The sequence below is a fragment of the Yinghuangia seranimata genome (assembly GCF_029953285.1).
Lineage (GTDB): Bacteria > Actinomycetota > Actinomycetes > Streptomycetales > Streptomycetaceae > Yinghuangia > Yinghuangia seranimata.
On the sequence record NZ_JASAOI010000067.1, the window covers coordinates 21681 to 46551 of the forward strand.

General features: G+C 72.8%; 27 protein-coding genes and 1 pseudogene. 21 read left to right on the top strand and 7 right to left on the bottom strand.

The genetic code is table 11. From position 1 onward, the window contains the following. Positions 1-152 precede the first annotated feature (152 nt). A complete protein-coding gene (locus tag QI554_RS37065; RefSeq protein ID WP_281476785.1) occupies positions 153-665 on the top strand; it encodes a heme-binding beta-barrel domain-containing protein in 513 nt (170 codons plus the stop codon). A 58-nt stretch (positions 666-723) separates the two neighbouring features. Here QI554_RS37065 and QI554_RS37070 read toward each other — a convergent pair whose 3' ends face one another. Then, a complete protein-coding gene (locus tag QI554_RS37070) occupies positions 724-1983 on the bottom strand; it encodes an LCP family protein (protein ID WP_281476786.1) in 1260 nt (419 codons plus the stop codon). A 75-nt stretch (positions 1984-2058) separates the two neighbouring features. Between QI554_RS37070 and QI554_RS37075 the strand changes: the two genes are divergently transcribed. Next, complete coding sequence (locus QI554_RS37075) at positions 2059-2547, top strand: Fur family transcriptional regulator (RefSeq protein WP_281476788.1); 489 nt, start codon at positions 2059-2061, stop codon at positions 2545-2547. Positions 2548-2557: 10 nt separating this feature from the next. Further along, positions 2558-3523, top strand: a complete 966-nt coding sequence (gene ygfZ / locus QI554_RS37080; RefSeq protein WP_281476790.1) for a CAF17-like 4Fe-4S cluster assembly/insertion protein YgfZ — start codon at positions 2558-2560, stop codon at positions 3521-3523. 53 nt (positions 3524-3576) lie between these two features. Here the strand turns inward: ygfZ and QI554_RS37085 are convergent, their stop codons facing one another. Both QI554_RS37085 and dtd read right to left on the bottom strand, forming a co-directional pair. Further along, positions 3577-3765 carry a hypothetical protein gene (locus QI554_RS37085; RefSeq protein ID WP_281476792.1) on the bottom strand — a complete coding sequence of 63 codons (189 nt, stop codon included), beginning with the start codon at positions 3763-3765 and terminating at the stop codon, positions 3577-3579. An 89-nt stretch (positions 3766-3854) separates the two neighbouring features. Beyond that, positions 3855-4280, bottom strand: a complete 426-nt coding sequence (gene dtd, locus QI554_RS37090; RefSeq protein ID WP_281476793.1) for a D-aminoacyl-tRNA deacylase — start codon at positions 4278-4280, stop codon at positions 3855-3857. A 145-nt stretch (positions 4281-4425) separates the two neighbouring features. Here dtd and QI554_RS37095 point away from each other — a divergent pair, with 145 nt between their 5' ends. Together QI554_RS37095 and QI554_RS37100 are read left to right on the top strand one after the other, a co-directional pair. Continuing rightward, positions 4426-5073 carry an RsiG family protein gene (locus QI554_RS37095; RefSeq protein WP_281476795.1) on the top strand — a complete coding sequence of 216 codons (648 nt, stop codon included), beginning with the start codon at positions 4426-4428 and terminating at the stop codon, positions 5071-5073. Positions 5074-5208: 135 nt separating this feature from the next. After that, the gene (locus QI554_RS37100) at positions 5209-6210 is read left to right on the top strand and encodes an asparaginase (protein WP_281476796.1); all 1002 of its coding nucleotides are present in this window, start codon (positions 5209-5211) and stop codon (positions 6208-6210) included. Between the two features lie 9 nt (positions 6211-6219). On the opposite strand, the gene QI554_RS37105 is transcribed toward QI554_RS37100, so the two are convergent. Continuing rightward, a complete protein-coding gene (locus QI554_RS37105) occupies positions 6220-6639 on the bottom strand; it encodes a winged helix-turn-helix transcriptional regulator (RefSeq protein WP_425528120.1) in 420 nt (139 codons plus the stop codon). A gap of 95 nt (positions 6640-6734) precedes the next feature. Then, on the bottom strand, positions 6735-7571 hold the full coding sequence (locus tag QI554_RS37110) for an NAD(P)-dependent oxidoreductase (RefSeq protein WP_281476798.1): 837 nt from the start codon (positions 7569-7571) through the stop codon (positions 6735-6737). Positions 7572-7596: 25 nt separating this feature from the next. Between QI554_RS37110 and QI554_RS37115 the strand changes: the two are divergent. The 4 genes and pseudogenes from QI554_RS37115 to QI554_RS37130 all read left to right on the top strand — a co-directional run. Then, positions 7597-7758: pseudogene (locus tag QI554_RS37115) on the top strand (winged helix-turn-helix transcriptional regulator); the annotation flags it as partial. A 266-nt stretch (positions 7759-8024) separates the two neighbouring features. Continuing rightward, positions 8025-8498 carry a helix-turn-helix domain-containing protein gene (locus QI554_RS37120; protein ID WP_281476799.1) on the top strand — a complete coding sequence of 158 codons (474 nt, stop codon included), beginning with the start codon at positions 8025-8027 and terminating at the stop codon, positions 8496-8498. A gap of 9 nt (positions 8499-8507) precedes the next feature. After that, positions 8508-9158, top strand: a complete 651-nt coding sequence (locus QI554_RS37125) for a hypothetical protein (protein ID WP_281476800.1) — start codon at positions 8508-8510, stop codon at positions 9156-9158. A 135-nt stretch (positions 9159-9293) separates the two neighbouring features. Further along, positions 9294-9638: a DUF2516 family protein gene (locus QI554_RS37130; protein WP_281476802.1), complete on the top strand. Its 345-nt coding sequence runs from the start codon at positions 9294-9296 to the stop codon at positions 9636-9638. Positions 9639-9715: 77 nt separating this feature from the next. Here QI554_RS37130 and QI554_RS37135 read toward each other — a convergent pair whose 3' ends face one another. Beyond that, positions 9716-11197, bottom strand: a complete 1482-nt coding sequence (locus QI554_RS37135; RefSeq protein WP_281476804.1) for a C40 family peptidase — start codon at positions 11195-11197, stop codon at positions 9716-9718. Between the two features lie 251 nt (positions 11198-11448). Between QI554_RS37135 and QI554_RS37140 the strand changes: the two genes are divergently transcribed. The 6 genes from QI554_RS37140 to QI554_RS37165 all read left to right on the top strand — a co-directional run bounded on the left by QI554_RS37140 (position 11449) and on the right by QI554_RS37165 (position 17755). Beyond that, positions 11449-12285, top strand: coding sequence for a class I SAM-dependent methyltransferase (locus tag QI554_RS37140; RefSeq protein ID WP_281476805.1), 837 nt, complete (start codon positions 11449-11451; stop codon positions 12283-12285). A 205-nt stretch (positions 12286-12490) separates the two neighbouring features. Continuing rightward, positions 12491-13825, top strand: a complete 1335-nt coding sequence (mshA, locus tag QI554_RS37145; RefSeq protein ID WP_425528121.1) for a D-inositol-3-phosphate glycosyltransferase — start codon at positions 12491-12493, stop codon at positions 13823-13825. Positions 13826-13891: 66 nt separating this feature from the next. Then, positions 13892-14416 (top strand): type III secretion system chaperone family protein, encoded by a 525-nt coding sequence (locus QI554_RS37150; protein ID WP_281476806.1) that lies wholly within the window; start codon positions 13892-13894, stop codon positions 14414-14416. Between the two features lie 78 nt (positions 14417-14494). After that, the gene (locus QI554_RS37155; protein ID WP_281476808.1) at positions 14495-15253 is read left to right on the top strand and encodes a phosphoglyceromutase; all 759 of its coding nucleotides are present in this window, start codon (positions 14495-14497) and stop codon (positions 15251-15253) included. Between the two features lie 580 nt (positions 15254-15833). Next, positions 15834-17078: a sensor histidine kinase gene (locus QI554_RS37160; protein ID WP_281476810.1), complete on the top strand. Its 1245-nt coding sequence runs from the start codon at positions 15834-15836 to the stop codon at positions 17076-17078. Beyond that, the gene (locus tag QI554_RS37165) at positions 17075-17755 is read left to right on the top strand and encodes a response regulator transcription factor (protein WP_281476812.1); all 681 of its coding nucleotides are present in this window, start codon (positions 17075-17077) and stop codon (positions 17753-17755) included. The genes QI554_RS37160 and QI554_RS37165 overlap by 4 nt, the downstream gene beginning before the upstream one ends. A gap of 252 nt (positions 17756-18007) precedes the next feature. On the opposite strand, the gene QI554_RS37170 is transcribed toward QI554_RS37165, so the two are convergent. Continuing rightward, entirely contained in the window at positions 18008-18706 is a 699-nt protein-coding gene (locus tag QI554_RS37170; protein WP_281476813.1) for a copper chaperone PCu(A)C, read from the bottom strand. Positions 18707-19112: 406 nt separating this feature from the next. Here QI554_RS37170 and QI554_RS37175 point away from each other — a divergent pair, with 406 nt between their 5' ends. The 6 genes from QI554_RS37175 to rlmB all read left to right on the top strand — a co-directional run bounded on the left by QI554_RS37175 (position 19113) and on the right by rlmB (position 24280). Further along, the gene (locus tag QI554_RS37175) at positions 19113-19595 is read left to right on the top strand and encodes a CarD family transcriptional regulator (protein WP_231779029.1); all 483 of its coding nucleotides are present in this window, start codon (positions 19113-19115) and stop codon (positions 19593-19595) included. Between the two features lie 397 nt (positions 19596-19992). After that, the gene (ispD, locus tag QI554_RS37180; RefSeq protein ID WP_425528122.1) at positions 19993-20736 is read left to right on the top strand and encodes a 2-C-methyl-D-erythritol 4-phosphate cytidylyltransferase; all 744 of its coding nucleotides are present in this window, start codon (positions 19993-19995) and stop codon (positions 20734-20736) included. Further along, positions 20729-21253 (top strand): 2-C-methyl-D-erythritol 2,4-cyclodiphosphate synthase, encoded by a 525-nt coding sequence (gene ispF / locus QI554_RS37185; RefSeq protein WP_281476815.1) that lies wholly within the window; start codon positions 20729-20731, stop codon positions 21251-21253. The genes ispD and ispF overlap by 8 nt, the downstream gene beginning before the upstream one ends. Continuing rightward, complete coding sequence (locus QI554_RS37190; protein WP_281476816.1) at positions 21250-21663, top strand: PPOX class F420-dependent oxidoreductase; 414 nt, start codon at positions 21250-21252, stop codon at positions 21661-21663. The genes ispF and QI554_RS37190 overlap by 4 nt, the downstream gene beginning before the upstream one ends. Positions 21664-21705: 42 nt before the next feature. Continuing rightward, a complete protein-coding gene (gene cysS, locus QI554_RS37195) occupies positions 21706-23118 on the top strand; it encodes a cysteine--tRNA ligase (RefSeq protein WP_281476817.1) in 1413 nt (470 codons plus the stop codon). Positions 23119-23314: 196 nt separating this feature from the next. Next, positions 23315-24280 carry a 23S rRNA (guanosine(2251)-2'-O)-methyltransferase RlmB gene (gene rlmB / locus QI554_RS37200; RefSeq protein ID WP_281476818.1) on the top strand — a complete coding sequence of 322 codons (966 nt, stop codon included), beginning with the start codon at positions 23315-23317 and terminating at the stop codon, positions 24278-24280. Positions 24281-24871: the final 591 nt, after the last annotated feature.

Genomic DNA, 24871 nt, shown 5'->3' on the forward strand with positions numbered 1-24871 from the left:
GCACGTCTTCTTCATCGCGCTGCTGGTCCTGGTGGCCATCATGGTCGTGTGGTTCTCCGGGCTCACCGTGGCGAAGCTGTTCAAGGGCCAGAGCTGATCCCAGCCAGGTAGGCTCGGGCCTCGAAACCCGTTCCCGTACCAGGCCGGATGACATGATCGAAATTCCGGACGACATGCACCCCGACGTCGTCCCGCTCGCCTTTCTGCTCGGCACCTGGGAAGGCGCCGGAGTCGGCGACTACCCGACGATCGAGGCGTTCCGCTTCGGTCAGCAGGTCACCTTCACGCAGGACGGCCGGCCCTTCCTCGCCTACACGTCGCGCACGTGGCTGCTCGACGACGACGGCAACCGGGTCCGCCCGCTTGCGACGGAGACCGGCTACTGGAAGTCGAAGCTCGACGGCAGCGTCGAGGTCACCCTCGCGCACCCGACCGGCATCGTGGAGATCTGGCTCGGCGAGACCGACAACGGCCGGGTCGAGATGCGCACCGACGTGGTCGCGCGCACGGTCGACGCCAAGGAGTACAGCGCGGGCCACCGGCTGTACGGCCTGGTCAAGGGCGAGCTGATGTACGCCTACGACATGGCCGCGATGGGGCAGCCGATGCAGGCCCACGTGTCCGCGCAGCTCAAGCGGGTCGACGCGGCGATCGCCGCCGAGTAGTGGTCACCGGGCGGCCGTGGCCGCCCGGTCGTCGTCCGTGGTCCGGGCCCGGCGCGGGCTACGAGACGACGTCCGACAGCCCGTCGTTGGGATACCGGCGGGTGTAGATGTCGAGCGTGTCGGCGCGCATGTTGGTCCACAGGAACGCCGACTTCTCGGGCGCGAGGATGACCGCGTCCTGTCCGTTGATGTTCTTCAGCTCGGACACCGGCGCGGTCATGAACCGCACGTCGTCGCCGCGGATGTCCCGCAGGCTCCACACCAGGTCCCGCAGGTCGCCGTTGGACATGCGGTCGTCGACGCTGATCGAGGCGGTGACCGCGTCCAGGAGCTTCGGCAGGCCGAGCGGGTCCTTCAGCGAACCGCCGGTCAGCAGCTTCTGCATGATCGCCCGCATGAAGTTCTGCTGGCGCGCGACGCGGTCGAGGTCGCCGCGCGGCAGGCCCTTGCGCTCGCGCACGTACATGAGCGCGTCGGCGCCGTTCATGTGGTGCTTGCCCGCGGTCCAGGCGCGGGCGTCGTTCTCCGCCGGGATGTCGTGCGCGACCTCGACGTCGACGCCGCCGAGCGCGTCGGTCAGGCCCTTGAAGCCGGTCCAGTCGATCGCCGCGAAGTGGTCGACGCGGATGTCGGTGAGCCGCTGCACCGTGTCGATCAGCAGCGGCGGCCCGCCCCACGAGAACGCCGCGTTGATCTTGGCGTCGCCGCGTCCCGGTATCGCCACCCACGCGTCGCGCGGCACGGACACGACGTACGCCGACTTCCGGTCGGCCGACAGGTGCAGCAGCATCGTCGCGTCGCTGCGCTGCATGCCCTCCTGCCACAGCGGGCCCTTCGCGTTCCGCCCGGTCGTCGGCATGTCCGACCGCGAGTCGAGGCCCACCAGCACGAAGTTGGTGCCCTTGCCGCGCGGCGGCTGCTGGTCGAGCGGGAGCTTGGGGAAGGCGTTCTCGATGCGGTCGACCTTGCTCGCGTAGTGGTCGATGACCCACCACACGCCCACGGCGGCGAGTACCACCAAGGCGGTCATCGTCGCGATCGTGGTCAGCAGGATCGTGCGCAGCCGACGGCGCTGCCGGCGCTTGCGGCGGCCGTGCTCGGGGGGCGTGTCGCCCTCGGTTCCCGGCCCGCCGGGTCCGCCGTCGCCGGCGCCGTCGGCATCGCCGTCCGGCTCGGGCGACGTGTCGAAGATGTTCAGCCCGGCGCCCGGGCCGGGGTCACGGGGGCCCGGAGGATCCGCGAACGCCCGGTCGACGTACGCGGCGTGGTCCCCGCCGTACGCCCGGTCACCGCCGCTCGCCCGCTCGTCGTCGTCCACGAGGGGCATTGTGGCCCCGCCGAGCCGCTCACACGTGCGAATCCGCAATCTTCCGGGGGTGCCTAGAATTCAACGGTGACGATCGACTGGAAGCGCGAGCTGCGGGACAAGGGCTACCGGCTGACGCCGCAGCGCCAGCTCGTGCTGGAAGCGGTGGACACGCTCGGTCACGCGACCCCCGACGAGATCCTCACCGAGATCCACAAGACGGCGAGCGGCATCAACATCTCGACGGTCTACCGGACCCTCGAACTACTCGAACAGCTCGACCTCGTCAAGCACACCCACCTCGGGCACGGCGCGCCGACCTACCACCCGGCCGGCAGCAGCGACCACCTCCACCTGGTGTGCCGCGACTGCGAACGGGTCACCGAGGTCGAGCTCGGTCTCGCCGAGCCGCTCGCCGAGACCGTCGAGTCGCGTTTCGGCTTCGACATCGACCTGCGGCACTTCGCGATCTTCGGGCGCTGCGGCGACTGCACGGCGGCGCGCGCGGCCGCCGACGGCGCGGACGGGACGAGCGCCACACCGGCCGCTCCGCCGTCCGCCGCGCCCGGTACCTAAGCTGGACGTCATGGCAGCCACAAGTCCCCTGCTCTCCCTGCCCGGTGCCGTCGCCGCCGAGGCGCCGGACGAAGGCGTCGCCGCGCACTACGGCGACCCGCTCCGCGAACAGCGCCGACTCGCCGCCGGCCAGGGCTTCGTCGACCTGTCCCACCGCGGCGTCGTGCGCGTCTCCGGACCCGACCGGTTGTCCTGGCTGCACTCGCTGACGACCCAGCACCTCACCGAGCTCAAGCCCGGCGAGGCGACGGTCACGCTGGTGCTCAGCCCGCACGGCCACATCGAGCACGCGCTGTACGCGGTGGACGACGGCGAGGCGCTGTGGGCGCACGTCGAACCGGGCACGGCGCCCGCGCTGGTGGCGTTCCTGGACAGGATGCGGTTCCTGCTGCGCGTCGAGGTCGAGGACCTGACGGACGCGTACGCGGTGGTGTTCGAGCCGGTCCCCGAGGCGCCCGCCGCCGACGGGCCGCTCGCGGACGTCCAGGTCCGCGTCACCGCCGACGGGCGCGAGCTGTTCCTGCCGCGCGAGCGCCTCGCCGACTACGGGGCCGGGCACGCCGACCCGGCGGGGATGTGGGCGTACGAGGCGCTGCGCGTCGCGGCGTACCGCCCGCGCGTCGGCAACGAGACCGACCACCGCACGATCGTGCACGAGGTGGGCTGGCTGGAGACCGCCGTGCACCTCAACAAGGGCTGCTACCGCGGCCAGGAGACGGTCGCGCGCGTGCACAACCTGGGCCGGCCGCCGCGCCGCCTGGTGTTCCTGCACCTCGACGGCACCGAGGAGAAGCTGCCCGCCACCGGCTCACCGGTGGAACTCGACGGCCGCCAGATCGGGTTCGTGACCAGCTCGGCGCGGCACTACGAGCTCGGCACCGTGGCGCTCGCGCTGATCAAGCGGAACACGGCCGTCGACGCGGTGCTCACCGCGGACGGCGTCCCCGCGACCCAAGAGGTGGTCGTCCCGGCCTGAGGGCGGGGACCGGTCCGGGGCGTGCGCGACACGCGCCGCCCCGGAAACCGCCGTCAGGGCAGGCGGCGGTTGTGCATGTTGCGGATCCTGCGACGCTGGCTGCGGTCGAGCGTCAGCCACGCGACGACGGGGATGCCGATGAGCGCGCCGATGACCAGCCAGCCCACCCAGCCGGGGAGCACGAAGAACGCGATGACGGCCAGGATGACGCCGACGGCGATGTAAGGGCCGCGGTTGGACATGTCGAACCCCCTCGGAAGGTCTTCGGCTCCCATTGTCCGTCGCCGCGGCGGTTCCCCACAGGGGGATATCCCCCCGGTCGGCCCAGCGGTCAGATGTCGATGACGAGGGTGATCGGCCCGTCGTTGACGAGCGCGACCTTCATGTCGGCGCCGAACGAACCCGTCTCGACGTGCGCCCCGAGCGCCCGCAGCTCCGCGACGACCGCCGCCACCAGCGGCTCGGCGACGTCCCCGGGCGCGGCCGCGTTCCAGGTGGGGCGGCGGCCCTTGCGGGCGTCCCCGTACAGCGTGAACTGACTGATGACGAGGAGCGGCGCGGCCAGGTCGGAGCAGGACTTCTCCCCGTCGAGGATCCTGACGCTCCAGAGCTTGGCGGCGAGCCGCTTCGCGTGCTCGGTGGTGTCGTCGTGCGTCACTCCGACCAGGACACAGAGCCCCGGCCCGAGGATCGACCCGACGACCTCCCCGCCGACGGTCACCGACGCTTCGGACACCCGCTGCACGACTGCTCGCATGAGCCCATTCTGACGAGCTTCCGAAACGGCCGGGACCGCGCCCCCGAGCGGGCCCGGTGGCTCGTCGGGGTGGCGGGGACCCGTCCGGGGCGATTCGCCCCTGTACGGCACGCGTCATCACGGTCGCCGTGGCACGATGCGTGCCATGGCAGATCCGCTGAAGCCGCCCGCGCGTGGTCCGGAAGGCCGACCGGCGCCACCGGAGGACGTCCCGCCGTCGGCGGGGCGGGAGCCCGGCGGGCCCGCGCCCGAGCCGGCCGGTGACGCGGTGCCTCCGGTGTCCGCGCCGGTCGCGGACGTGCGGTCGCTGGACATGGACGCGGTACGCCGTATGCGGCGGGAGGCGCAGCGCGAGGAGAGCGACCTGTCGTACCTGCGGCGGCTGCTGCAGGGGCGGATCGACATCCTGCGCGCCGAGCTGGCGCGCCGGGCGGATCCGGCGTCGGCGGCGCCGTTCGGTGGGCCCGCGCCGGTGATGGCGAAGCTGTCGGAGATCCTGTCGGAGCCGCCGGCGCCCGCGCGCGGGGCGCGGCACGTGACGGTGCATCCGCCGCGCACGTCGCGGTACCGGACCACGATCGAGCGGATGCTCGCGGACGTCGAGCTGTCCGACCTCCCGGCGCTGGGCGACGCCGCGCTGCGCCGCGCCCTGGAGGGCCTGACCGGCTATGAGCACGAGGTGTCCGCGCTGCGCCAGGAGCTGCAGCGGGAGGCCGACCGTTGTGGGGCGGAGATCGCGCGCAGGTACCGTGAAGGGGAGGCCAGGGTCGACGACCTGCTCTCCGGGCGCTGATGGGCGGCCGGGAGGGCGCGGCGGCCGGGGGTGAGATCCCCGGGCGGTGCGACGGGGCGGCGGTCCCGGCCTCGTCCGTGCCCCGGCGGGGCGCGGTCCGGCCCTGCCTGTGTCGACCCGAGGAAGCACGCCACTATGACCGTCCCGTCCCCGTCCTCCGTGCCGGGCGCGATACCCGCGTCCGTCGATGCCGTCGAACCGGTGCTGGCCGAGGTCGTCCGCTCCGGCTTCGTCGAGGGCCGGCACCGCGGCGCGCTGGTCGCGCTGGACGCCGACGGCTCGGTCGCGTTCTCGATGGGCGACGTCACGCGGCCGGTGTTCCCGCGTTCGACGACCAAGCCCGCGCAGGCGGTGGCCACGCTGCGGGCGGGCGTCGACCTCGACGGTGAGCTTTTGGCCCTGGCGGCGGCGAGCCATTCGGGTGAAGGTTTTCACCTGGACGGGGTGCGCAAGATCCTCGCCGCCGCGGGCCTGGACCCGGCGGCGCTGCGTACGCCGGCGCAGTTCCCGTTCGGCGAGCAGGCGTTCGAGGACTACCTGCGCGGCGGCAAGGCGCCGGACCCGCTGGTGATGAACTGCTCGGGCAAGCACGCCGGGTGGCTGGCGGCGTGTGTCGCGAACGGCTGGGACACCGAGACGTACCTCGCCCCGGCTCATCCGCTGCAGCAGCTGGTGCTGCGCACGATCGAGGAGCTCGCGGACGAGCGGGTCGCGCACCTGGGCGTCGACGGCTGCGGTGCGCCGGTGCCGGCGATCAGCCTGACGGGGCTGGCGCGGCTGTTCCGTTCGATGGTGAGCACGTGCGCGGGCAGCCCGCAGCGGCGGGTGGCGGCGGCGATGCAGGCGTACCCGGAGTACGTCGCGGGGACGGGTCGTGTCGACACACTGGTGATGCGCGGCGTCCCCGGGCTGATCGCGAAGATGGGCGCGGAGGGCGTGCAGGGCGTCGCGCTTCCGGACGGGCGGGCGCTGGCGTTCAAGGTCGACGACGGCGGCGTACGCGTCCTGGGGCCGATACTCGCGGCCGCGCTGCGGCGGCTGGGCGTGGACGCGCCGGTGCTGGACGAGATCGCGGAGGTGCCGCTGCTCGGCGGCGGTGTCCAGGTGGGCGCGATCCGGGCGGCGTTCGCCGCGTAGCCCGGCCCGTCAGGCCTGCGGCAGTCCCTCGGTCGCCTCGCGCGCGTCGTAGGCGGCGCGCGCCGCGGCGATCTCGTTCTGGTGCGCTTCCGTCCAGGCGACCAGGGCGCGGATGGGGTCGTGCAGCGTGGCGCCGAGCGGCGTGAGCGTGTAGTCGACGCGCGGCGGGACGACGGCGTACACGGTGCGCTCGACGAGCCCGTCGCGCTCGAGCTGGCGCAGCGTCACGGTGAGCATGCGCTGGCTGATGCCGTCGATCTTGCGGCGCAACTCGGTGAAGCGCAGCGTCTGTTCGTCGAGCAGGGCGATCACGAGCAGCGACCACTTGTCGGCGACGCGGTCGAGGATCTGCCGCACTTCGCAGTCCTGCCGGTCGACGCCTGTGCACGCGTCGGACGCGGTCGCCGAGTGTTCTTCCATGTCAGCCATGGTTCCCTCTTGTGCCTATGAGCACAAGAGGGAACCGTCAAGGTCGGTCGGCGGGCTCAGCCGCGCAGCTCCTGCGACGGGCGCGGCGCCGGTGGTCAGCGCCGGCCCAGGACCTCCGCGACCCGGATGAAGCCGTCCGCCCCGTGGCCGAGCGCGACGGTGCGTCGGGCGAGGCCTTCGGCCGCGCGCATGACGCTCGCGTTGATGCCGTGCGACTCGGACGCGTGCACGATGTGCGCCAGCGACGACACCGCCGACGTCAGCGGGTTGATCGCGCCGGAGTAGGTGCCGTTGTCGAAGTCCTCGGCGAACTCCTCGAACAGCGGCGGCAGGATCGCCCCGATGCCCTGAGCGAACGGGGCGAGCTCGCGCGCGGTGACGCCCTCCGCCTTCGCGATCGCGAGCGCGTGCGCGTAGCCGGCCATCGACGTCCAGAAGACGTCGAGCAGCGCGATGTCGTACGCGGCGGCCCGGCCCGGGTCCTCGCCCAGGTGGGTGTGGGTGCCGCCCAACGCGTCGAGCACCGCACGGTGTTCGGCGTACAGCTCGGCGGGGCCGCTGTGGATGAAGACGCCCTGCGGCGTGCCGATGGTCGGGGCGGGGGTCATGATCGCGCCGTCCAGGTAGCGGACCCCGTGGTCGGCGGCCCACGCGGCGGTGTCCCGCGCCCGGTCGGGGGTGTCGGCGGTCAGGTTGACCACGGTGCGGCCCTTGAGCGCGGTGGTGACGGCGTCGGTGCGCAGAACCGCGTCGGAGGCGTCGTAGTTGACGACGCAGACCACGGTGAGCGGGCTCGCCGCGACGGCCTCGGCGGCGGACGCGGCGGCGTGCACGCCGCGCTCGGTGAGGTCGCCGTCGCGTCCCGGCGTACGGTTCCACACCGTCGTGCGCACCCCGGCGGCCAGGAACGCGCCGGCCAGCGCGCGACCCATCGGGCCCAGTCCGAGGACGGTGACGGCAGACTGTGAGGTGCACCGCGAGGTGTACGACACGCTGCCGCTCAAGACCGAGTACTCGCTGACCCCGTTCGGCCGCGACCTCTCCGACGCCCTGGCCCCGATCTCCGACTGGGGCCACCGCCGCCTCGACCGCCTGGCCGCCGCCCGCGACGCGTCCTGACGCACCGTCCCCTCCCCTCGTGCTCCCCTCGCACCGGAACCCCGGTGGCCTCCCGGCCGCTTGCGACCAGCCTCTCCGCCCCCGCCGGCACCGACAAGTACCCACAAAAAAGTGGCTATGCCCCGTCGCGGGGTGCCCGCGCGGCGAGGAACATCCCCGGTCGGCGGCGCCCGCGGCCGCCGCCGCGTGCCGTGTGTCCTGTGTGTTGCGTAACTCTCGCAAGCAGGTTGCTTGCAATAGTTAGCACGACGCGGCACGCTGGGGGCATGGCCGGTCTCAACATGGGTTCCCTCGGGGAGTACATCCGCGAGCAACGTCGCAACGCGCAGTACTCGTTGCGGCAGCTGGCGGATGCGGCGGGGGTGTCGAATCCGTATCTGAGCCAGATCGAGCGCGGGCTGCGCAAGCCCAGCGCGGAGATCCTGCAGCAGATCGCGAAGGCGCTGCGGATTTCGGCGGAGACGCTGTACGTCCAGGCGGGGATCCTCGAGGAGCGGCCGCACGAGGTGCGCGAGGTGCAGAGCGCGATCCTCGACGACACCGCGATCAACGAGCGGCAGAAGCGCGTCCTGCTGGAGATCTACGAGGCCTTCCGCAAGGAGAACGCGCTGACCGCCGAGGGTGGGGAAACGCCTGGGGCCACGCCCGAGGCGAAGGCCAACGGGCACGGGGAGTACGACGCTTCGGCCGTCGTCGTACCGCGTGCCGAGACACTTCACGACAACCCCGATGGGGAGTGAGGAACCACCATGGCGATCGCCACGGACATCCGTAAGACCCTGACCGACGCCACACCGCTGTACGCCGTGGTCGGCGCCGGCGACCTCGCGGTCGAGAAGATCCGCGAGGTGCCGGACCGGCTCTCCGGCGTCACCTTCGAACGGCCGAAGTTCGAGGTGCCGAAGATCGACCTGCCGAAGTTCGAGGTCCCGAAGTTCGAGGTCCCGAAGTTCGAGATGCCGAAGTTCGAGCGCCCCGACGTGCCGACCGACCCGAAGGTCATCCGGGAGAAGGTCGCCGGCGCGGCGACCGAGGTGCAGAAGCGGGCCACGTCGACGTTCTCGGCGCTGAGCGAGGCCGGCAAGGACGCCCGGGACACGCTGCCGGGCAAGGCGCAGGACTTCGCGAAGGTCCAGTACGGCAAGGCCGGTGACTATGCGGACCGGCTGCGTGAGATCTACGAGGAGCTCGCGGTGCGCGGCCACAAGGTCGTCGACCGGCTCACGCACAAGGAGCAGGCGGAGTCGCCCGCCGCCGAGGAGCCGGCGGCCGAGCCGGTCCCCGAGCCCGTCGCGGAGCCGGCCGCCGAGCCCGCGGCCGCGGAGGCCAAGCCGGCCCCGAAGCCGAAGCCCGCCGCGAAGCGCGCCGCCAAGAAGGCCACGCCGCCGCCCGCCGAGTAGCGGTGGGCCCGGCCGGGCGCCGGGCACGGGTTTCCATGCGGCGGCCGCGGGGATGTATGGAGTCCCGCGGCCGCCGCGTGCGTGCGAGACTTGCGGGACCGGAAGCCGCGGGACCGTGAACGGCGAGGAGGAGCGATGCCCGAGCAGACGATGGCCTCAGGTGCCCTGTTGGCCGCGTTCGGGAGCGTCACATGGGTGCTCTTCATGGGCCTGATGCTGATGAAGCTGTTCTGCTTCGTCGACGCGGTGACCCGCCGCGAGGACGCCTACCGGGCCGCGGACAAACAGAAGAAGGTCTTCTGGGTGGCGATCCTGGGGATCTCCGTCGCCTTCGACTTCTTCTTCGGCGGCCTGCTGAGCTTCATCTCGATCGCCTCGCTGGTCGCGGCGATCGTGTACCTGGTCGACGTGCGGCCGGCGCTCAAGCAGGTCGGCAACGGCCGGCGCGGCGGCACGATGGGCCCCTACGGCCCCTGGTAGGACACCGAGAACGACCGAACGGCCGGACCACCCCCCGAGGGCGGTCCGGCCGTTCGTGTGCGGCCTGGCGCGGCGGCTCAGCTTCCGCCGGTCGTGGTCTGGGTGCCGGCCTTGGGCGAGTCCGTCGGGCTCGACTGCGGCGGTGTCGTCGCCGGTGTGTTGGTGGTGCCGCCCGAACCGGTGCCCGTCGGCTTGGTCGGCGTCGGGGTGGGGGTCGGGGTGCCGCTGCCGCCCGGCGTGGTCGTGCCGCCGCCGGGGGTGGTGGTCCCGCCGCCCGGGGTCGTCGTACCGCCGCCGGGTGACGTCGTCCCGCCGCCGGGGGTGGTGGTCCCGCCGCCGGGCGTGGTCGGCGTGGTGGTCGTGGGCGGCGGCGAGGTGGTGCCGGGGTCCGTCGTGGCCGGCGGAGGCGTCGTCGGCGGCGGGGTGGTCGGCGGGGGCGTGCCCGGCACCGGCGGCAGGTTCGGGACGGCCGGGGACTGCACGGTGCCCGCGCCGCCGTCGGGGCGGACGACGCCGAGGATCGGCATCGAGCCGGCCTGCGCGATGGTGATCGTCCGGCCGGGGCGCGGTGCGTGGATGATCAGGCCGTTGCCGACGTACATCGCGATGTGGCTCGCGTCGCCGAAATAGACGATCAGGTCGCCGGGCCGCATGTCGGCGACCGGCACGCGCGGCAGCCGCGCCCACTGCTCCTGCGAGGTGCGCGGGATCTGGACGCCCGCGAACAGCCAGGCCTGCGACGTGAGTCCGGAGCAGTCGTAGCCGTCCGGGCCGGTGCCGCCCCAGATGTACGGCTTGCCGAGCTTGCTCAGCGCGAACCTGATGGCCTGCTCGGCGGCCTTGGTGGTGAGCTGGTCGGGCTTGGCGAGGATGCCGTACTGCTGCAGCTGCGCCTGCCCGGCCTCCGCTACCTGGGCCTCCAACTGCTGGAGCTGGACCAGCTGTTCGGGGGTGAGCGTGGCGACGAGCGCCTCGGCCTCGGAGACCTTGGTCTGGATGTCGGTCTTGGCCTTCTCCGACTCCTTCTCGAGGCGCGCGTTCTCGGCGAGCTGCGCGTCCTCGCTCTTCTGCATGTTCTTGAGCTGGCGCTCGGCCTGCTTCTGGCGCTCGATCGTGTCGGCCTGGACCTGGCTGATGCGCGCGAACGTGGGCGCCTGGCGCAGGAACTCGGCCGGGTCGGATGAGAGCATCAGGGACAGCACCGGGTCGACGCCGCGGGTGGTGTACTGCAGCCGCGCTATGCGGCCGACCTCGTCGCGGTTCTGGTCGATCTGCTGCTGCGTCCACGCGATGCCGGCGCGCACGTCGTTGACCTTGACCTGCTGCGCGGTGCGGCGCTCGTTGGTGGCGTTGTAGCGCTCGGTGGCCTGCTCGGCCTGGCGGTACAGATCCTGGAGCCGGGTCTGCACGTCGGCCAGATTGAAGGCGATCAGCGGCGGCGTCGGGTCACCGGGTGCGGCGACCGCCTGACCGGTGAACAGCGCGGCACACAAGAGCGCGACGCCGCACGCCGCCGCGGCGCGGGCCCAACGGCTCGACGTTCCCCCCACGTTCGCCATCCCCTAGACCCTTCCGGGCGCTCGATGCGACGGAACCGGTTCTCAAGAGGACGGAGGTGGCTCTTGAGAACCGGTTCCAGCGTGGGATCCTCGCATGTTCCGGCGGCAAAGGGCAGGGGCGCGCAGAAAGAATTCCCGGTTACCACCGAGTTCATTGGCACACTGATGTGACGAACAGTCAGATCGGGATCTTGTCGGAGCCCCGCGGACCCCGCGCCGGGCGGCGGCCGACACCCGCCTAAAATCGGGGCATGGCGGTCAGAGGCGGAGGGTCCGGAGGCGCGCCCCGGCCGCACCGGACCGCCGGGAAGCCGACCGGCGTCATCACCCGCGGCACCACGAACCCGAACCGGCTCCGCCGCGTCGACCGCTGGATCGCCGCCGAGCACGCGCGGCTGCTGCGCGCCGCCGACGACCCGCTGGTGGTCGACCTCGGCTACGGCGCCTCCCCGGTGACCACGCTCGAGTTCCTGCGCCGGCTGCGGGGCGTGCGCCCCGACGTCGAGATGGTCGGGATCGAGATCGACCCGGAGCGGGTCGCGGCCGCGCGGCCGTACGAGGAGCCGGGCCTGTCGTTCGTGCGCGGCGGGTTCGAGGTGCCGGTGCCGGGCCGCCGGCCCGCGCTCGTGCGGGCGTTCAACGTGCTGCGGCAGTACGGAGAGGACGACGTCGCGCACGCGTGGTCCGTCATGTGCGCGCGGCTCGCCCCCGGAGGCCTGCTGGTCGAGGGCACCTGCGACGAACCCGGCCGCCTCGCCGCCTGGCTGGCGGTCGGCCCGGACGCGCGGCCCCGCTCCCTGACCCTGGCGGCCCGCCTCGCCGCCCTGGAGCGCCCGTCGGCGCTCGCCGAACGGCTCCCTAAGGCGCTGATCCACCGCAACGTCCCGGGCGAACCCGTCCACGCGTTCCTGGCCGCCTTCGACCGCGCCTGGGACACCTACGCGCCCCTCGGCGCCCTGGGCGCCCGCCAGCGCTGGGCCGCGGCCGTGGCCGCGCTGGCCGCCGACTGGCCCGTGCGCACCACCCCGTCCCGCGCCCGCGGCGGCGAGGTCACCGTCGATTGGGCGGCCGTGGCACCACGCGGCTGACGGGCGAACCCGACGCCGGCGTACGGTACCCGCCCGACCGTGACCGTCCGTGAGCACGCTGTGACCGGGCTACCTCACATCGCGGACGGGAATCCGGCGACAGGGTCGATCGGTTATCACTTGACTGGGGGTGTTGTCGCCCCAATTTCTACTGCCGCGCGCGGGTCCTCCGCGCGCGGCAGCGGCTGGCCTAGGAGGTTTACGCGTGAGTCACCACGTGCCGCGAGCGGTCGTATCCGGGGCGCGCAAGCACACCCTGGCCGGCCGCCGGGGGGCGCCACGCAGGATCGCGACTCTCAGCGTCCACACCTCGCCGCTGCACCAGCCCGGGACGGGCGACGCGGGCGGCATGAACGTGTACATCGTCGAGATGTCCAAGCGGCTCGCGGCGCTCGGCGTCGAGGTGGAGATATTCACCCGCGCCACCCGCCGGGACCTGCCGCCCGTCGTCGAGATGGCGCCCGGAGTCCTGGTGCGCCACGTGACCGCGGGGCCCTTCGAAGGGCTCTCCAAGGAGGACCTTCCGTCGCAGCTGTGCGCCTTCACCTCGGGCGTGCTGCGCACCGAGGCGATGCGCGAACCCGGCTACTACGACCTGGTGCACTCGCACTACTGGCTGTCCGGCCAGGTCGGTTGGCTGGCCAAGGAGCGCTGGGGCGTGCCGCTGGTGCACACCATGCACACCATGGCCAAGGTGAAGAACGCGTCGCTCGCCGCGACCGACTCGCCCGAGCCGTCGGCGCGCGTGATCGGCGAGAGCCAGGTGGTCGAGGCGGCCGACCGGCTCGTGGCGAACACCGTCGAGGAGGCCGACCAGCTCGTCGGGCTGTACGACGCCGCGCCCGACCAGGTCGCCGTCGTGAACCCCGGCGTCGACCTGGACACCTTCCGGCCCGGCGACGCCGCCGAGGCGCGCCGCCGCGTGGGGCTGCCGGTCGACGCGACCGTCATCCTGTTCGCCGGCCGCATCCAGCCGCTCAAGGCGCCGGACGTGCTGCTGCACGCCACTGCTCATCTGCTGCGCGCCCAGCCGAGCCTGCGCGAAGACCTGGTCGTCGCGGTCGTCGGCGGCCCGAGCGGCACCGGACTGGCCGCGCCCGAGCACCTGCACAAGCTGGCCGCGTCCCTCGGCGTCCAGGACGTCGTGCGGTTCCGCACGCCCGTCCCGCAGGACGTCCTCGCCGACTGGTACCGCGCCGCGACCGTGGCGGTCGTCCCCTCGTACAACGAGTCCTTCGGCCTGGTCGCGATCGAGGCGCAGGCGTGCGGCACCCCCGTCGTGGCCGCCGCGGTCGGCGGGCTGCCGACGGCGGTACGCGACGGCGTGTCGGGGATCCTCGTCGACGGCCACGACCCGGCGGACTACGCGGAGGCGATCGCCCGGCTCATCCGCGCGCCGCGGCTGCGCGAGGAGTACGCGCGGGGTGCCGTGCGGCACGCGGCCAACTTCGGGTGGGCGGCCGCGGCCGCGTCGATGGCCGACGTGTACGCGCAGACCATCGCCGACGCGGGCCGCGTCTCGAGTCTCGCCGCCCGATAACGTGGGGCCGTCGCACGGCACTTGCGCGTGACGGTACGACCGACAGCACGGCCGAGAGGGCACACCGTGGAGCAGACCCGGGCGCGGGCCGCCGAGGCGATCCGGCTCGCCCTCGACGACGCCGAGGTCACGTGGGAGCGGCCCGACGAGACCACGTTCGTCGTGACGCTGCCGGGCGAGCGCAAGCTCAAGACGACGTGCGCGCTGCGCGTGGGCCGGCACACGCTGTCGGTCAACGCGTTCGTGGTGCGCCGCCCGGACGAGAACCACGCGGCGTTCTACCGCTGGATGCTGGCCCGCAACGTGCGGCTGTACGGCGTCGCGTTCTCCGTCGACAAGCTCGGCGACGTGTACCTCACCGGGCGGCTTCCGCTGCACGCCGTCACGGCCGAGGAGGTCGACCGGCTGCTCGGCGTCGTGCTGGAGACCGCCGACGAGAGCTTCAACACGTTGCTCGAGCTCGGCTTCGCGACGTCGATCCGGCGCGAGTGGCGCTGGCGGACCGAGCGCGGCGAGTCCACCCGCAACCTGGACGCGTTCGCGCACCTCATCGCCCGTGACGAGGAGAAGGACGCCGAGCCGGCGCCGTAGGACGGGCGGCATTCGCCCGGTACGGACAGGTTCGGACCGGGCCGAAGCGCCCGGCGGGCCTCCATTACGCTCGGGCCCATGGCCGACACCGCATACAAGCTCGTGCTCCTCCGCCACGGTGAGAGCGACTGGAACCTCAAGGGTCTCTTCACCGGATGGGTCGACGTCGACCTGACCGAGACCGGTGAGAAGGAGGCCGCCCGCGGCGGCCGGCTGCTCACCGACGCGGGCGTGCTGCCCGACGTCCTGCACACGTCGCTGCAGCGCCGGGCGATCCGCACCGCGCAGCTCGCGCTCGACGCCGCCGACCGGCACTGGATCCCGGTGCGCCGTTCGTGGCGGCTCAACGAGCGCCACTACGGCGCGCTGCAGGGCAAGGACAAGGCCGCGACGCTCGCCGAGTTCGGCGAGGAGCAGTTCATGCTGTGGCGCCGCTCGTACGACACCCCGCCCCCGCCGCTCGCCGACGACGACGCGTTCTCGCAGGTCGACGACCCGCGTTACGCGGGCCTGCCGAACGAGATCCGGCCGCGCACCGAGTGCCTCAAGGACGTCGTCGAGCGCATGCTGCCGTACTGGTACGACGCGATCGTCCCGGACCTCGAGGCCGGCAACACCGTGCTGGTGGCCGCGCACGGCAACTCGCTCCGCGCGCTGGTCAAGCACCTCGACGGCATCTCGGACGACGCGATCGCCGGCCTGAACATCCCGACCGGCATCCCGCTGCTCTACGAGCTGGACTCCGACCTGCGCCCGGTCGTCCACGGCGGCCGCTACCTCGACCCGGAGGCCGCCGCCGCGGCCATCGAGGCGGTCAAGAACCAGGGCCGCAAGTAACAAGGGAGTAGGCGGTCGACACCGCCGCACACACGCAGCCGTACGCGTCCGCGAGGACGTGCACAGGGGGCGCCCGTCACGGAAGGGTGGGCGCCCCCTGTGTCCTTTTATGCGCCCGGCGGGGGCGGCGGGCGGTCAGCCGCGGCAGCTGCCGCCGCAGTTGCAGGACGACCCGGACTTGCAGCCGCAGCCGCACGACGACGGGCAGCTGCACCCGGGCGCCGGGGCGCCCCCGGGCCGGTGCGACGCGGTGCGCGTCGGCGGGGCGGGCGTGACGTCCGTGACGCTGATCAGTCGGCGCTGGGTCTCAATCACCGGTTCGGGCATGAACGACCTCCGTTCACCTGTTCGGACCATGCGGCGGGCACCCCGTACTGCGCACCGTCCGTATCCGAGTCAACCCGTATCGCATCTACCCGTCAACGGGCACAACCGACCAATGCGCACGTCCGCCCACATCTGCGCAAGATCTGTTCGGTCTGAACCGGGTACGGCCGATCGGTGAACAGTCGATGAAGTCATCCGGTCGGCGGTACCCGGAGTGGGTTCACCCGTTCGGGGCAGCTTTACCCTGGGTTCTGTGGACGTGAACGTGGCCGCGGCGGCCGTAGCCGCCCTCTCCGGGTTGGCCGTCGGCGTTGCCGGGACCTTGGCGTTCCGGTGGAGCGAACGCGCCCAGGGCACCGGGAGCGCGGCGAAGCCCACGGGCGCCGTGCTGCCGCCCGGCGTGGCCATCGTGCTGTCCGTCCTGCGTTCGTCGGCCGTCGTCCTCGACGAGCACGACGCCGTCGTGAAGGCCAGCTCGGCCGCGTACACCTTCGGCCTGGTCCGCGGCGACCAGCTGGTGCCCGACGAGCTGCTGCGGATGGCCCGGGAGACCCGGCGCGACGGCGAGATAAGGCAACGGGACCTGCTGCTCGCCCGCCGCGACGGCCAGGAGCTGGAGGTGTCGGCGCGCGTCGCGCCGCTCGGCTCCCGGCTGGTCCTGCTCCTGGTCGAGGACCGCACCGAGGCCCGCCGCGTCGACGCGGTGCGCCGCGACTTCGTCGCGAACGTCAGCCACGAGCTCAAGACCCCGGTCGGCGCGCTGTCGCTGCTGGCCGAGGCGGTCCTGGACGCCAGCGACGACCCCGAGGCGGTGCGCCGGTTCTCCGGCCGCATGCAGGTGGAGTCCGCACGGCTGACCAACCTCGTGCAGGAGCTCATCGACCTGTCCCGGGTGCAGAACGACCACCCGCTGCAGGACATCGCGCCCGTCCCGGTCGACGAACTCGTCGCCGAGGCGGTCGACCGGTGCCGCCAGGTGGCGCAGGCCAAGCAGATCACCCTGGCGGTCGGCGGCGACCCCGGCCTGGTGATCCCCGGCGACCACAACCAGCTCGTCATGGCGCTCGGCAACCTCGTCGAGAACGCCGTCAACTACAGCCCCGAGCGCACCCGCGTCGACATCGACGTGCGCGTGACCGGGCGCAAGGCCGTCCTGGCGGTGTCCGACCAGGGCATCGGCATCCCGCACCGCGACCTGGACCGGATCTTCGAGCGCTTCTACCGGGTCGACCCGGCGCGCTCGCGGGCCACCGGGGGGACCGGGCTCGGGCTGTCGATCGTGAAACACATCGTGGCCGGACACGGGGGAGAGGTCACCGTGCGCAGCCTGGAGGGCGTGGGAACCACGTTCACCCTGGTGCTGCCGCTCCTGCCCGCCGACGACCGGGGCGGCGCCTCGGACGCGGCATCCACGCCGACCAGGCCCGGCGCACCGTCCGCGCCGAATGGATCGACCGATCTGGCCGCGTCGTACAACTCCCGGGAGGGTTCCGGATGACCCGTGTGCTCGTCGTCGAGGACGAGGAGTCCTTCAGCGACCCGCTGGCGTTCCTGCTGCGCAAGGAGGGTTTCGAGGTCGCCGTGGCGGTCACCGGGCCCGACGCGCTCGAGCAGTTCGACCAGGGCGGCGCCGACCTGGTGCTCCTCGACCTGATGCTGCCCGGCCTGCCCGGCACCGAGGTGTGCCGGCGGCTGCGCGCCAAGTCCAACGTGCCGGTCATCATGGTGACCGCCAAGGACAGCGAGGTCGACAAGGTGGTCGGCCTCGAGATCGGCGCCGACGACTACGTCACCAAGCCGTTCTCGTCGCGCGAGCTGGTCGCGCGCATCCGCGCGGTGCTGCGCCGGCAGGGCGAGCCGCAGGAGATCGAGCCGACCGCGCTGGAGGCCGGCCCGGTCCGCATGGACGTCGACCGGCACCGGGTCACCGTGGACGGCGTGAAGGTCGAGCTTCCGCTCAAGGAGTTCGACCTGCTCGAGCTGCTGCTGCGCAACGCGGGCCGCGTGCTCACCCGCATGCAGCTGATCGACCGCGTGTGGGGCGCCGGCTACGTCGGCGACACCAAGACGCTCGACGTCCACGTGAAGCGGCTGCGCGCCAAGATCGAGCCGGACCCGGGCGCCCCGCGCTACCTGGTCACCGTGCGCGGCCTGGGCTACAAGTTCGAGCCCTGACAGACGCGTTCGCCGAGGCGTCGGCAGGGTCGGTAGGGCGATCCGGCCGGCGCCTCGGCGACGTGCGTGCCCCCTGACGGGCGCGGTCCCGTTCCGACGGCACCGCGCCCGTCGGCGTTGTGTGGGGGGCTGAGAGGCCGTCAGAGGGCTGCAGAAGGCCGCAGATGGCCGAAGAGGACCGAAGAGGGCCCAGGAAACGCACGAGCCCGCCTCCGGAAGTCCGGGGCGGGCTCTGGGCGTTGGAGCGGCGGGTCAGCCGTTCGTGGTCGGCGTGCCCGACGCCTTGCCGGTGGCGGCCGACGTCGTGGTGGCCGAACCGGTGGCGTTCGGGGTGCCCGACGGCTGGCCGGTCGCGGAGCCGGTGGTGGTGGCCGCGGCCGGCGCGCTCGACGACGGGGCGGCGGTGGTCGGGGCAGCGGTGGTGGCCGGGGCGCTCGTCGGGGCCTCGGGCTTCAGCTGCTTGAAGTAGTCCTCGGGGGTGTGCACGGTCACCGACAGCGTGGTCTCGCCGACCGTGCTGAAGCCGAGCGTCACCTTGTGGGAGGTGCCGGGCGCGATCTCGGTCGCGTTCTTCACCACGACGCGGTCCTTGCCGCCGGTCAGGTAGACCGCGCTGTGCGCCGGGATGGTGATCGGGCCGGTGCCCGCGGAGGAGGCCAGCTCGGCCGGGGCCGGGGCGCCTTCGACGGAGACCTTGGTCAGCGTCTCGGGCTTGTCGCCGTCGTTGATGAACGCGCCGCCGAGAGCCACCAGGCCGGTGCCCTCCTCGCCGGTGACCAGGGTGAGGTTCTGGACCTTGAGGTTGCCGATCGTGGTGTTCGCGGTGTCCGGCTTGACCTTGCTGGTCGCCGCGTCCGTACCGCTGGAGCACGCGGCCGCCAGGGGGGCCAGCGCGAGGGCGAGGGTTGCGGCGACGGCGGCCTGTCGACGGCTGCGGATGCTGCGGCTCACGGCGGGCGTATCTCCTTGGGTCCTTTGGCAGGCTCAGCGGTTCCCGGTCGTGGGGACCGGCGACAGCCTACTCACGCCTCAAGGGCCACTTGTACGCGGCTCTGACCGGTCACCGGGACGGGCGATCCCGCGACACCCCCGGGCTCCGCGCTGCTGTCCAAAAACAGATGGGTCCGGGCGGTGTGTCCAGGAACGCCGATAGTCGCTTCTGTGTTCGAATGAACACCGGGACAAGTTGACCGTTTTGCCCGGTTTATGGATCACCCTGTATGCGTGCGAGGGCTGGGACAAGCACGTCCGCGGGGCCGTTGTCAAGCCCCGACTAAGGCCCTGACCTGCGGAAACGCCATTCAGGCGGGGCGTGACCCGTGTTACCCTAGAAAGCCACGGAAGGGGTACCTGTCACATGACGTTCAAGGTTGGCGACACGGTGGTCTACCCCCATCACGGGGCCGCGCTCATCGAGGCGATCGAGACTCGCACCATCAAGGGCGAGGACAAGATCTACCTGGTGCTGAAGGTAGCCCAGGGCGACCTCACGGTACGAGTCCCCGCTGACAACGCGGAGTTCGTCGGCGTGCGCGACGTGGTGGGCCAGGACGGCCTCGATCGCGTCTTCGAGGTGCTGCGGGCTCCGCACACCGAGGAGCCGACGAACTGGTCGCGACGCTACAAGGCGAACCTGGAGAAGCTCGCTTCCGGTGACGTTATCAAGGTTGCCGAGGTCGTGCGCGACCTTTGGCGCCGGGAGCGTGACCGCGGCCTGTCGGCCGGCGAGAAGCGGATGCTGGCGAAGGCTCGGCAGATCCTGGTGAGCGAGCTGGCGCTCGCGGAGAACACCAACGAAGACAAGGCCGAGGCGATCCTCGACGAGGTTCTGGCCTCCTGACCGCGTAGCGCCGGGCGGAATCGGGGGTCTCACCCAATCGGGTGATGACCCGGGCGACGATACGTCGCCCGTTCCCCGTCCGCACCGGCCTGGCGACCGTTCGACCCGTCGGTGCTGACCGGCAGGTCCGGCACGGCCGTTTCCCGGGCTCACGCGGCCCGGTCCGTCGGCGCGCGCCGGGCACGAGCCCGGTGCGCGCGGCGGCGGACAACAGCCGGCGGTGGTCCGCGCCCACGGATGCGCGTGCCTGCCGGCGTCCCGCCGGGCACCTTCCCCGGCCCACGAGCGCATACACACGGTTGCGTCCCGGTACCTTCGGACCGGGCGCGCACAAGCGTGCGCGCTCGCGTACGCGCGCCACCCGATCGGGTGAACGTGCCGGGTGTGAGGGATCTCGGTGAGAGCTGCTGTTCTGGTGCCCGCGGCGGGGCTGGGTCTGCGCCTCGGCGGCGGGCTGCCCAAGGCGCTGCGAGAGCTCGGCGACGTGCCGATGCTGGTGCACGCGCTGCGCGCGCTGCTGGCCGCGCCCGCGGTCGGCGCGGCCGTCGTGGCGGCACCGCGGGACGACGTCGACGGCGTACGCGCCCTGCTGGCCCGCGAACTCGGATCCGACGCGCCGGTCACGGTGGTGGCGGGCGGAGTGACCCGGCAGGAGTCGGTCGGCCGCGCGCTGGCCGCCCTGGACGCCGACTGCCCGGTGGTGCTCGTCCACGACGCGGCGCGGCCGTTCGTTCCCGTGTCGGTCGTCGAGGCGGTCGTCGAGGCCGTCGAGGCGGGTGCCGGCGCGGTGGTGCCGGCGCTTCCGGTGGTGGACACCGTGAAAGAGGTCGCCGACGCGGACGGGGCGGAGCACGTCGTCCGCACCGTCGACCGGGCGTCGCTGCGCGCGGTGCAGACCCCCCAGGGCTTCCGGCGTGACGTGCTCGCGGCCGCGCACGCGCGGTCGGCGGGCGGCGACTCGACCGACGACGCGGGGATGGTGGAGCGCATGGGCGTCACGGTCGCCGTGGTCCCCGGCTCCGAGGACGCCTTCAAGGTCACCCGGCCGTTCGACCTGCTGCTGGCCGAGGCACTGTTGAACCGCCGGCGCGCCGAGGCGGCGGCGGACGTGGACGTCGATGCGGAGCACACCGTTGTCTGAGCAAGTCTCCGGGCGGACCACTGCCCCCGGAACCGGGTTCCCCCTGCCGCGCACCGGGATCGGGGTGGACGTCCACCCGTTCGAGGAGGGCCGCGACCTGTGGTGCGCCGGGCTGCACTGGCCCGGGCAGACCGGGCTCGCCGGGCACTCCGACGGCGACGTGGCCGCGCACGCGGCGTGCGACGCGCTGTTCTCGGCGGCCGGGATCGGCGACCTGGGCGCGCACTTCGGCACCTCGCGGCCCGAGTACGCGGGTGCCTCGGGCGCGGTGCTGCTGACCGAGGCGGCGCGGCTGGTGCGCGCGGCCGGCTTCGAGATCGGCAACATCGCGGTGCAGGTGATCGGCGTACGGCCGAAGATCGGGCCGCGCCGGGCCGAGGCCGAGGCGGCGCTCGCGGCGGCGGCCGGGGCGCCGGTGTCGGTGTCCGCGACGACGACGGACGGGCTCGGACTCACCGGGCGGGCCGAGGGACTAGCGGCGATCGCCACCGCGTTGGTCGTACGTACCGGCGGATGAGGGAAGAGGACACCGACATGGCCGACAAGCTGACCGACGCAGCGCGCGCGCTGATCGACGCGCCGAACTTCGCGACGATGGCGACGATCCAGCCGGACGGACGGCCGCAGCTTTCCGTCGTGTGGTTGAAGACCGACGGGGACGACGTGCTCGTCTCGACGGTCAAGGGCCGCCGCAAGCACCTCAACATCGTGGCGGACCCGCGCGTGACGCTGCTGGTCTACCCGGCGTCCGACCCGTACCGGTACGTCGAGGTCAGGGGCACCGCGACGCTCGAGGACGCGGGGGCGCCGGAGCTCATCCAGGAGCTGTCGCACCGCTACGACGGGAAGCCGTTCCGCGAGGGCAACCCGGACAACGAGCGCGTCATCGTCAGGATCGCGCCGGACCGGATCGTGACCCGGGGCTGAATCCGGGAGCTTCCCCGCCCTGCCACCCCGTAAACTCGCAGGGTGAGCATGCGCCTATACGACACCAGCACCCGCACGGTCCGCGACTTCGTGCCGCTCGTCGAGGGCACCGTCTCGATCTACCTGTGCGGTGCCACCGTTCAGGCGCCGCCGCACATCGGGCACGTTCGTTCGTACCTGAACTTCGATGTGCTGCGGCGCTGGCTGGCGTACAAGGGCTACGACGTCGTGTTCTGCCGCAACGTCACGGACATCGACGACAAGATCATCAAGAAGGGCGAGGAAGCCGGCGTGCCGTGGTGGCGCATCGGCTACCCGAACGAGCGCGCGTTCAACGAGGCGTACGACGCGCTCGGCTGCTTGCCCCCGACCGTCGAACCGCGGGCGACCGGGCACGTGCCGGAGATGATCGAGCTGATGCAGCGGCTCATCACCACCGGGCACGCCTACCCGTCCGACGGCGACGTCTACTTCGACGTGCACTCGTTCCCCGAGTACGGCGCGCTCAGCGGCCAGCGCCTGGACGCCATGCGCGACCCGGGCGACACCGGCCGCGGCGCCAAGCGCGACCAGCGCGACTTCGCGCTGTGGAAGGCCGCACAGCCCGGCGAGCCGTCGTGGGAGACGCCGTGGGGCCGCGGCCGTCCCGGCTGGCACCTCGAGTGCTCCGCGATGGCGCACCGCTACCTCGGCGAGCGCTTCGACATCCACGGCGGCGGCCTCGACCTGGTGTTCCCGCACCACGAGAACGAGATCGCGCAGTCCAAGGCGGCGGGCGACGGCTTCGCCAACTACTGGATGCACAACGCCTGGGTCACCATGAGCGGCGAGAAGATGAGCAAGTCGCTCGGCAACTCGGTGCTCGTGTCCGAGATGGTCAAGAAGTGGCCGGCGATCGTGCTGCGCTACTACCTGGCCTCGCCGCACTACCGGTCGATGATCGAGTACAGCCCGGACGCGCTGCAGGAGGCCGCGACCTCCTTCGCGCGGATCGAGGGGTTCATCGAGCGGGCGGTCGAGCTGGCCGGTCCGGTCGGGCCGGCCGCCGAGGTGCCCGCCGCGTTCGCCGAAGCGATGGACGACGACCTGGGCGTGCCGCAGGCGATGGCCGTCGTGCACAACACCGTGCGGGACGGCAACACCGCGCTGGCGGCCGGCGACAAGGACGCCGTCGCGGCCCACCTGGGCTCGCTGCGCGCGATGCTCGGGGTGCTCGGCATGGACCCGCTGGGCGAGCCGTGGGTGTCGGGCTCGGCCGGCGACCGCACCGAGGACCTGCGGCACGTCGTCGACTCGCTGGTCCATCTCGCGCTCGAGCAGCGGCAGGCGGCGCGCGCCCGCAAGGACTACGCGGCGGCCGACGCCGTGCGGGACCGGCTGCACGCGGCCGGCGTCGCGGTCGAGGACACCCCGCAGGGGCCGCGCTGGACGCTGGAGCGGCACAACCAGCAGTAGCCCGCACCGTTTGATCTGTTCCGGCCCCGGGCCCGACCCGGGGCCGGGTCTTTCCACCAGTCGCCGCCTCACGGCGGTTCGCGTACGACCGGCCGCGCGCCCGGCGCCGGCCCAGGACAGCCCTCGGGCGGCCGGGCCCCGCGCCCCGCCGTACGGTTGTACGTGCGAGACGAGTACATCGAAGGGACGTCACGACATGGCCGGCAACAGCCAGCGCCGCAACAAGCGCAACCCGGGGAGCAAGAAGGGGCCCCAGGTCGGCACCGGCGGGCACAGCCGCCGTGCGCTGCGCGGCAAGGGCCCGACGCCGCCGGCCGAGATGCGCAAGGGGCACGCGAAGCAGCGCGCCGCCAACGCCGCGGCCAAGCGGGCCGCGAAGCCCGGCGGTCGCACCGGCGTCGCGCGCGGGCGCGGCGGCAAGGGCACCGCGGAGCTCGTGTACGGCCGCAACTCGGTCGTCGAGGCGCTGCGTGCGGGCATTCCGGCGAGCGCCATGTACGTCGCGCAGTACATCGACTCCGACGACCGCGTGCGTGAGGCCCTCAAGTTCGCGAACGAGCTGTCGATCCCGCTGCTGGAGGCCCCGCGCCCCGAGCTGGACCGGCTCACCGAGGGCGGGCACCACCAGGGGCTCGCGCTGCAGATCCCGGCGTACGAGTACGCGCACCCGGACGACCTGGTCGAGGTGGCCCACGAGAACGGAGAGGTGCCGCTGATCGTGGTGCTCGACGGCATCACCGACCCGCGGAACCTGGGCGCGGTCATCCGCTCCGCGGCGGCGTTCGGCGCGCACGGCGTCGTCGTGCCGGAGCGGCGCGCGGCGGGCATGACCGCGGGCGCGTGGAAGACCTCGGCGGGCGCCGCGGCGCGCGTGCCGGTCGCGCGCGCGGCCAACGTGCGGCAGGTGCTCGAGTCGTACCAGAAGCAGGGCCTGTTCGTGGTCGGCCTCGCGGCCGACGGCGGCGTCGAGCTCGGCGACCTGCGCACGGCGGAGGAGCCGCTGGTGATCGTGGTCGGCTCCGAGGGCAAGGGACTGTCCCGCCTGGTCGGCGAGACCTGCGACGAGACGGTGGCGATCCCGATGGCCGCCGGCAACGAGTCCCTGAACGCGGGCGTCGCCACGGGCATCGTGCTCTACGAGGTGGCGCGCCAGCGTCGCTGACCGGAGGTGGCCCGCCAACGGCGCTGACCGCCGGCGCGGTGGCGATCCCGATGGCCGCCGGCAACGGGTCCCTGAACGCGGGCGTCGCGGCGGGCATCGTGCTCTACGCGGTGGCCCGTCAACGGCGCTGACCGCCGGCGCGGTGGCCGCGCTGATCGTAGGACGAGAACACCGGTGCTGTGGACGGCTCGCGCGGTTGCGCGGGCCGTTCCTGCTGTACCCCCCGGGTGGGGGGCCGTGGTCCGGCCCCCGCGCACGACGGGGAGGCGGCCGCGGGCCCAGGCGTGGCGCAGCATGCCGTGCGACAGGCCGACCCCGAACGGCGTCCACCCGGGTGCCCGGACACGCGCCGCGTGGACTCCGGCGCCGCAGCCGATCTCCGGACACGGTCCGGCGCCGGGGGGCGATCCGACTGCTCCGCGCTTCGGTGGCGGCCCGGGCCGGCCTTTTCGAGCGGCCCTCGTCGGCGCCTCCGCAGGGGCGAATGCCGCTCTCGTTCGGGTGATTCCTTGCGGCGTGTCGGTCGTCCCGGCCTCGGGGGTGGGGAGGCGGGCTCGAAGATAGATGGTCGGATACCCGCATCCTCCCGCC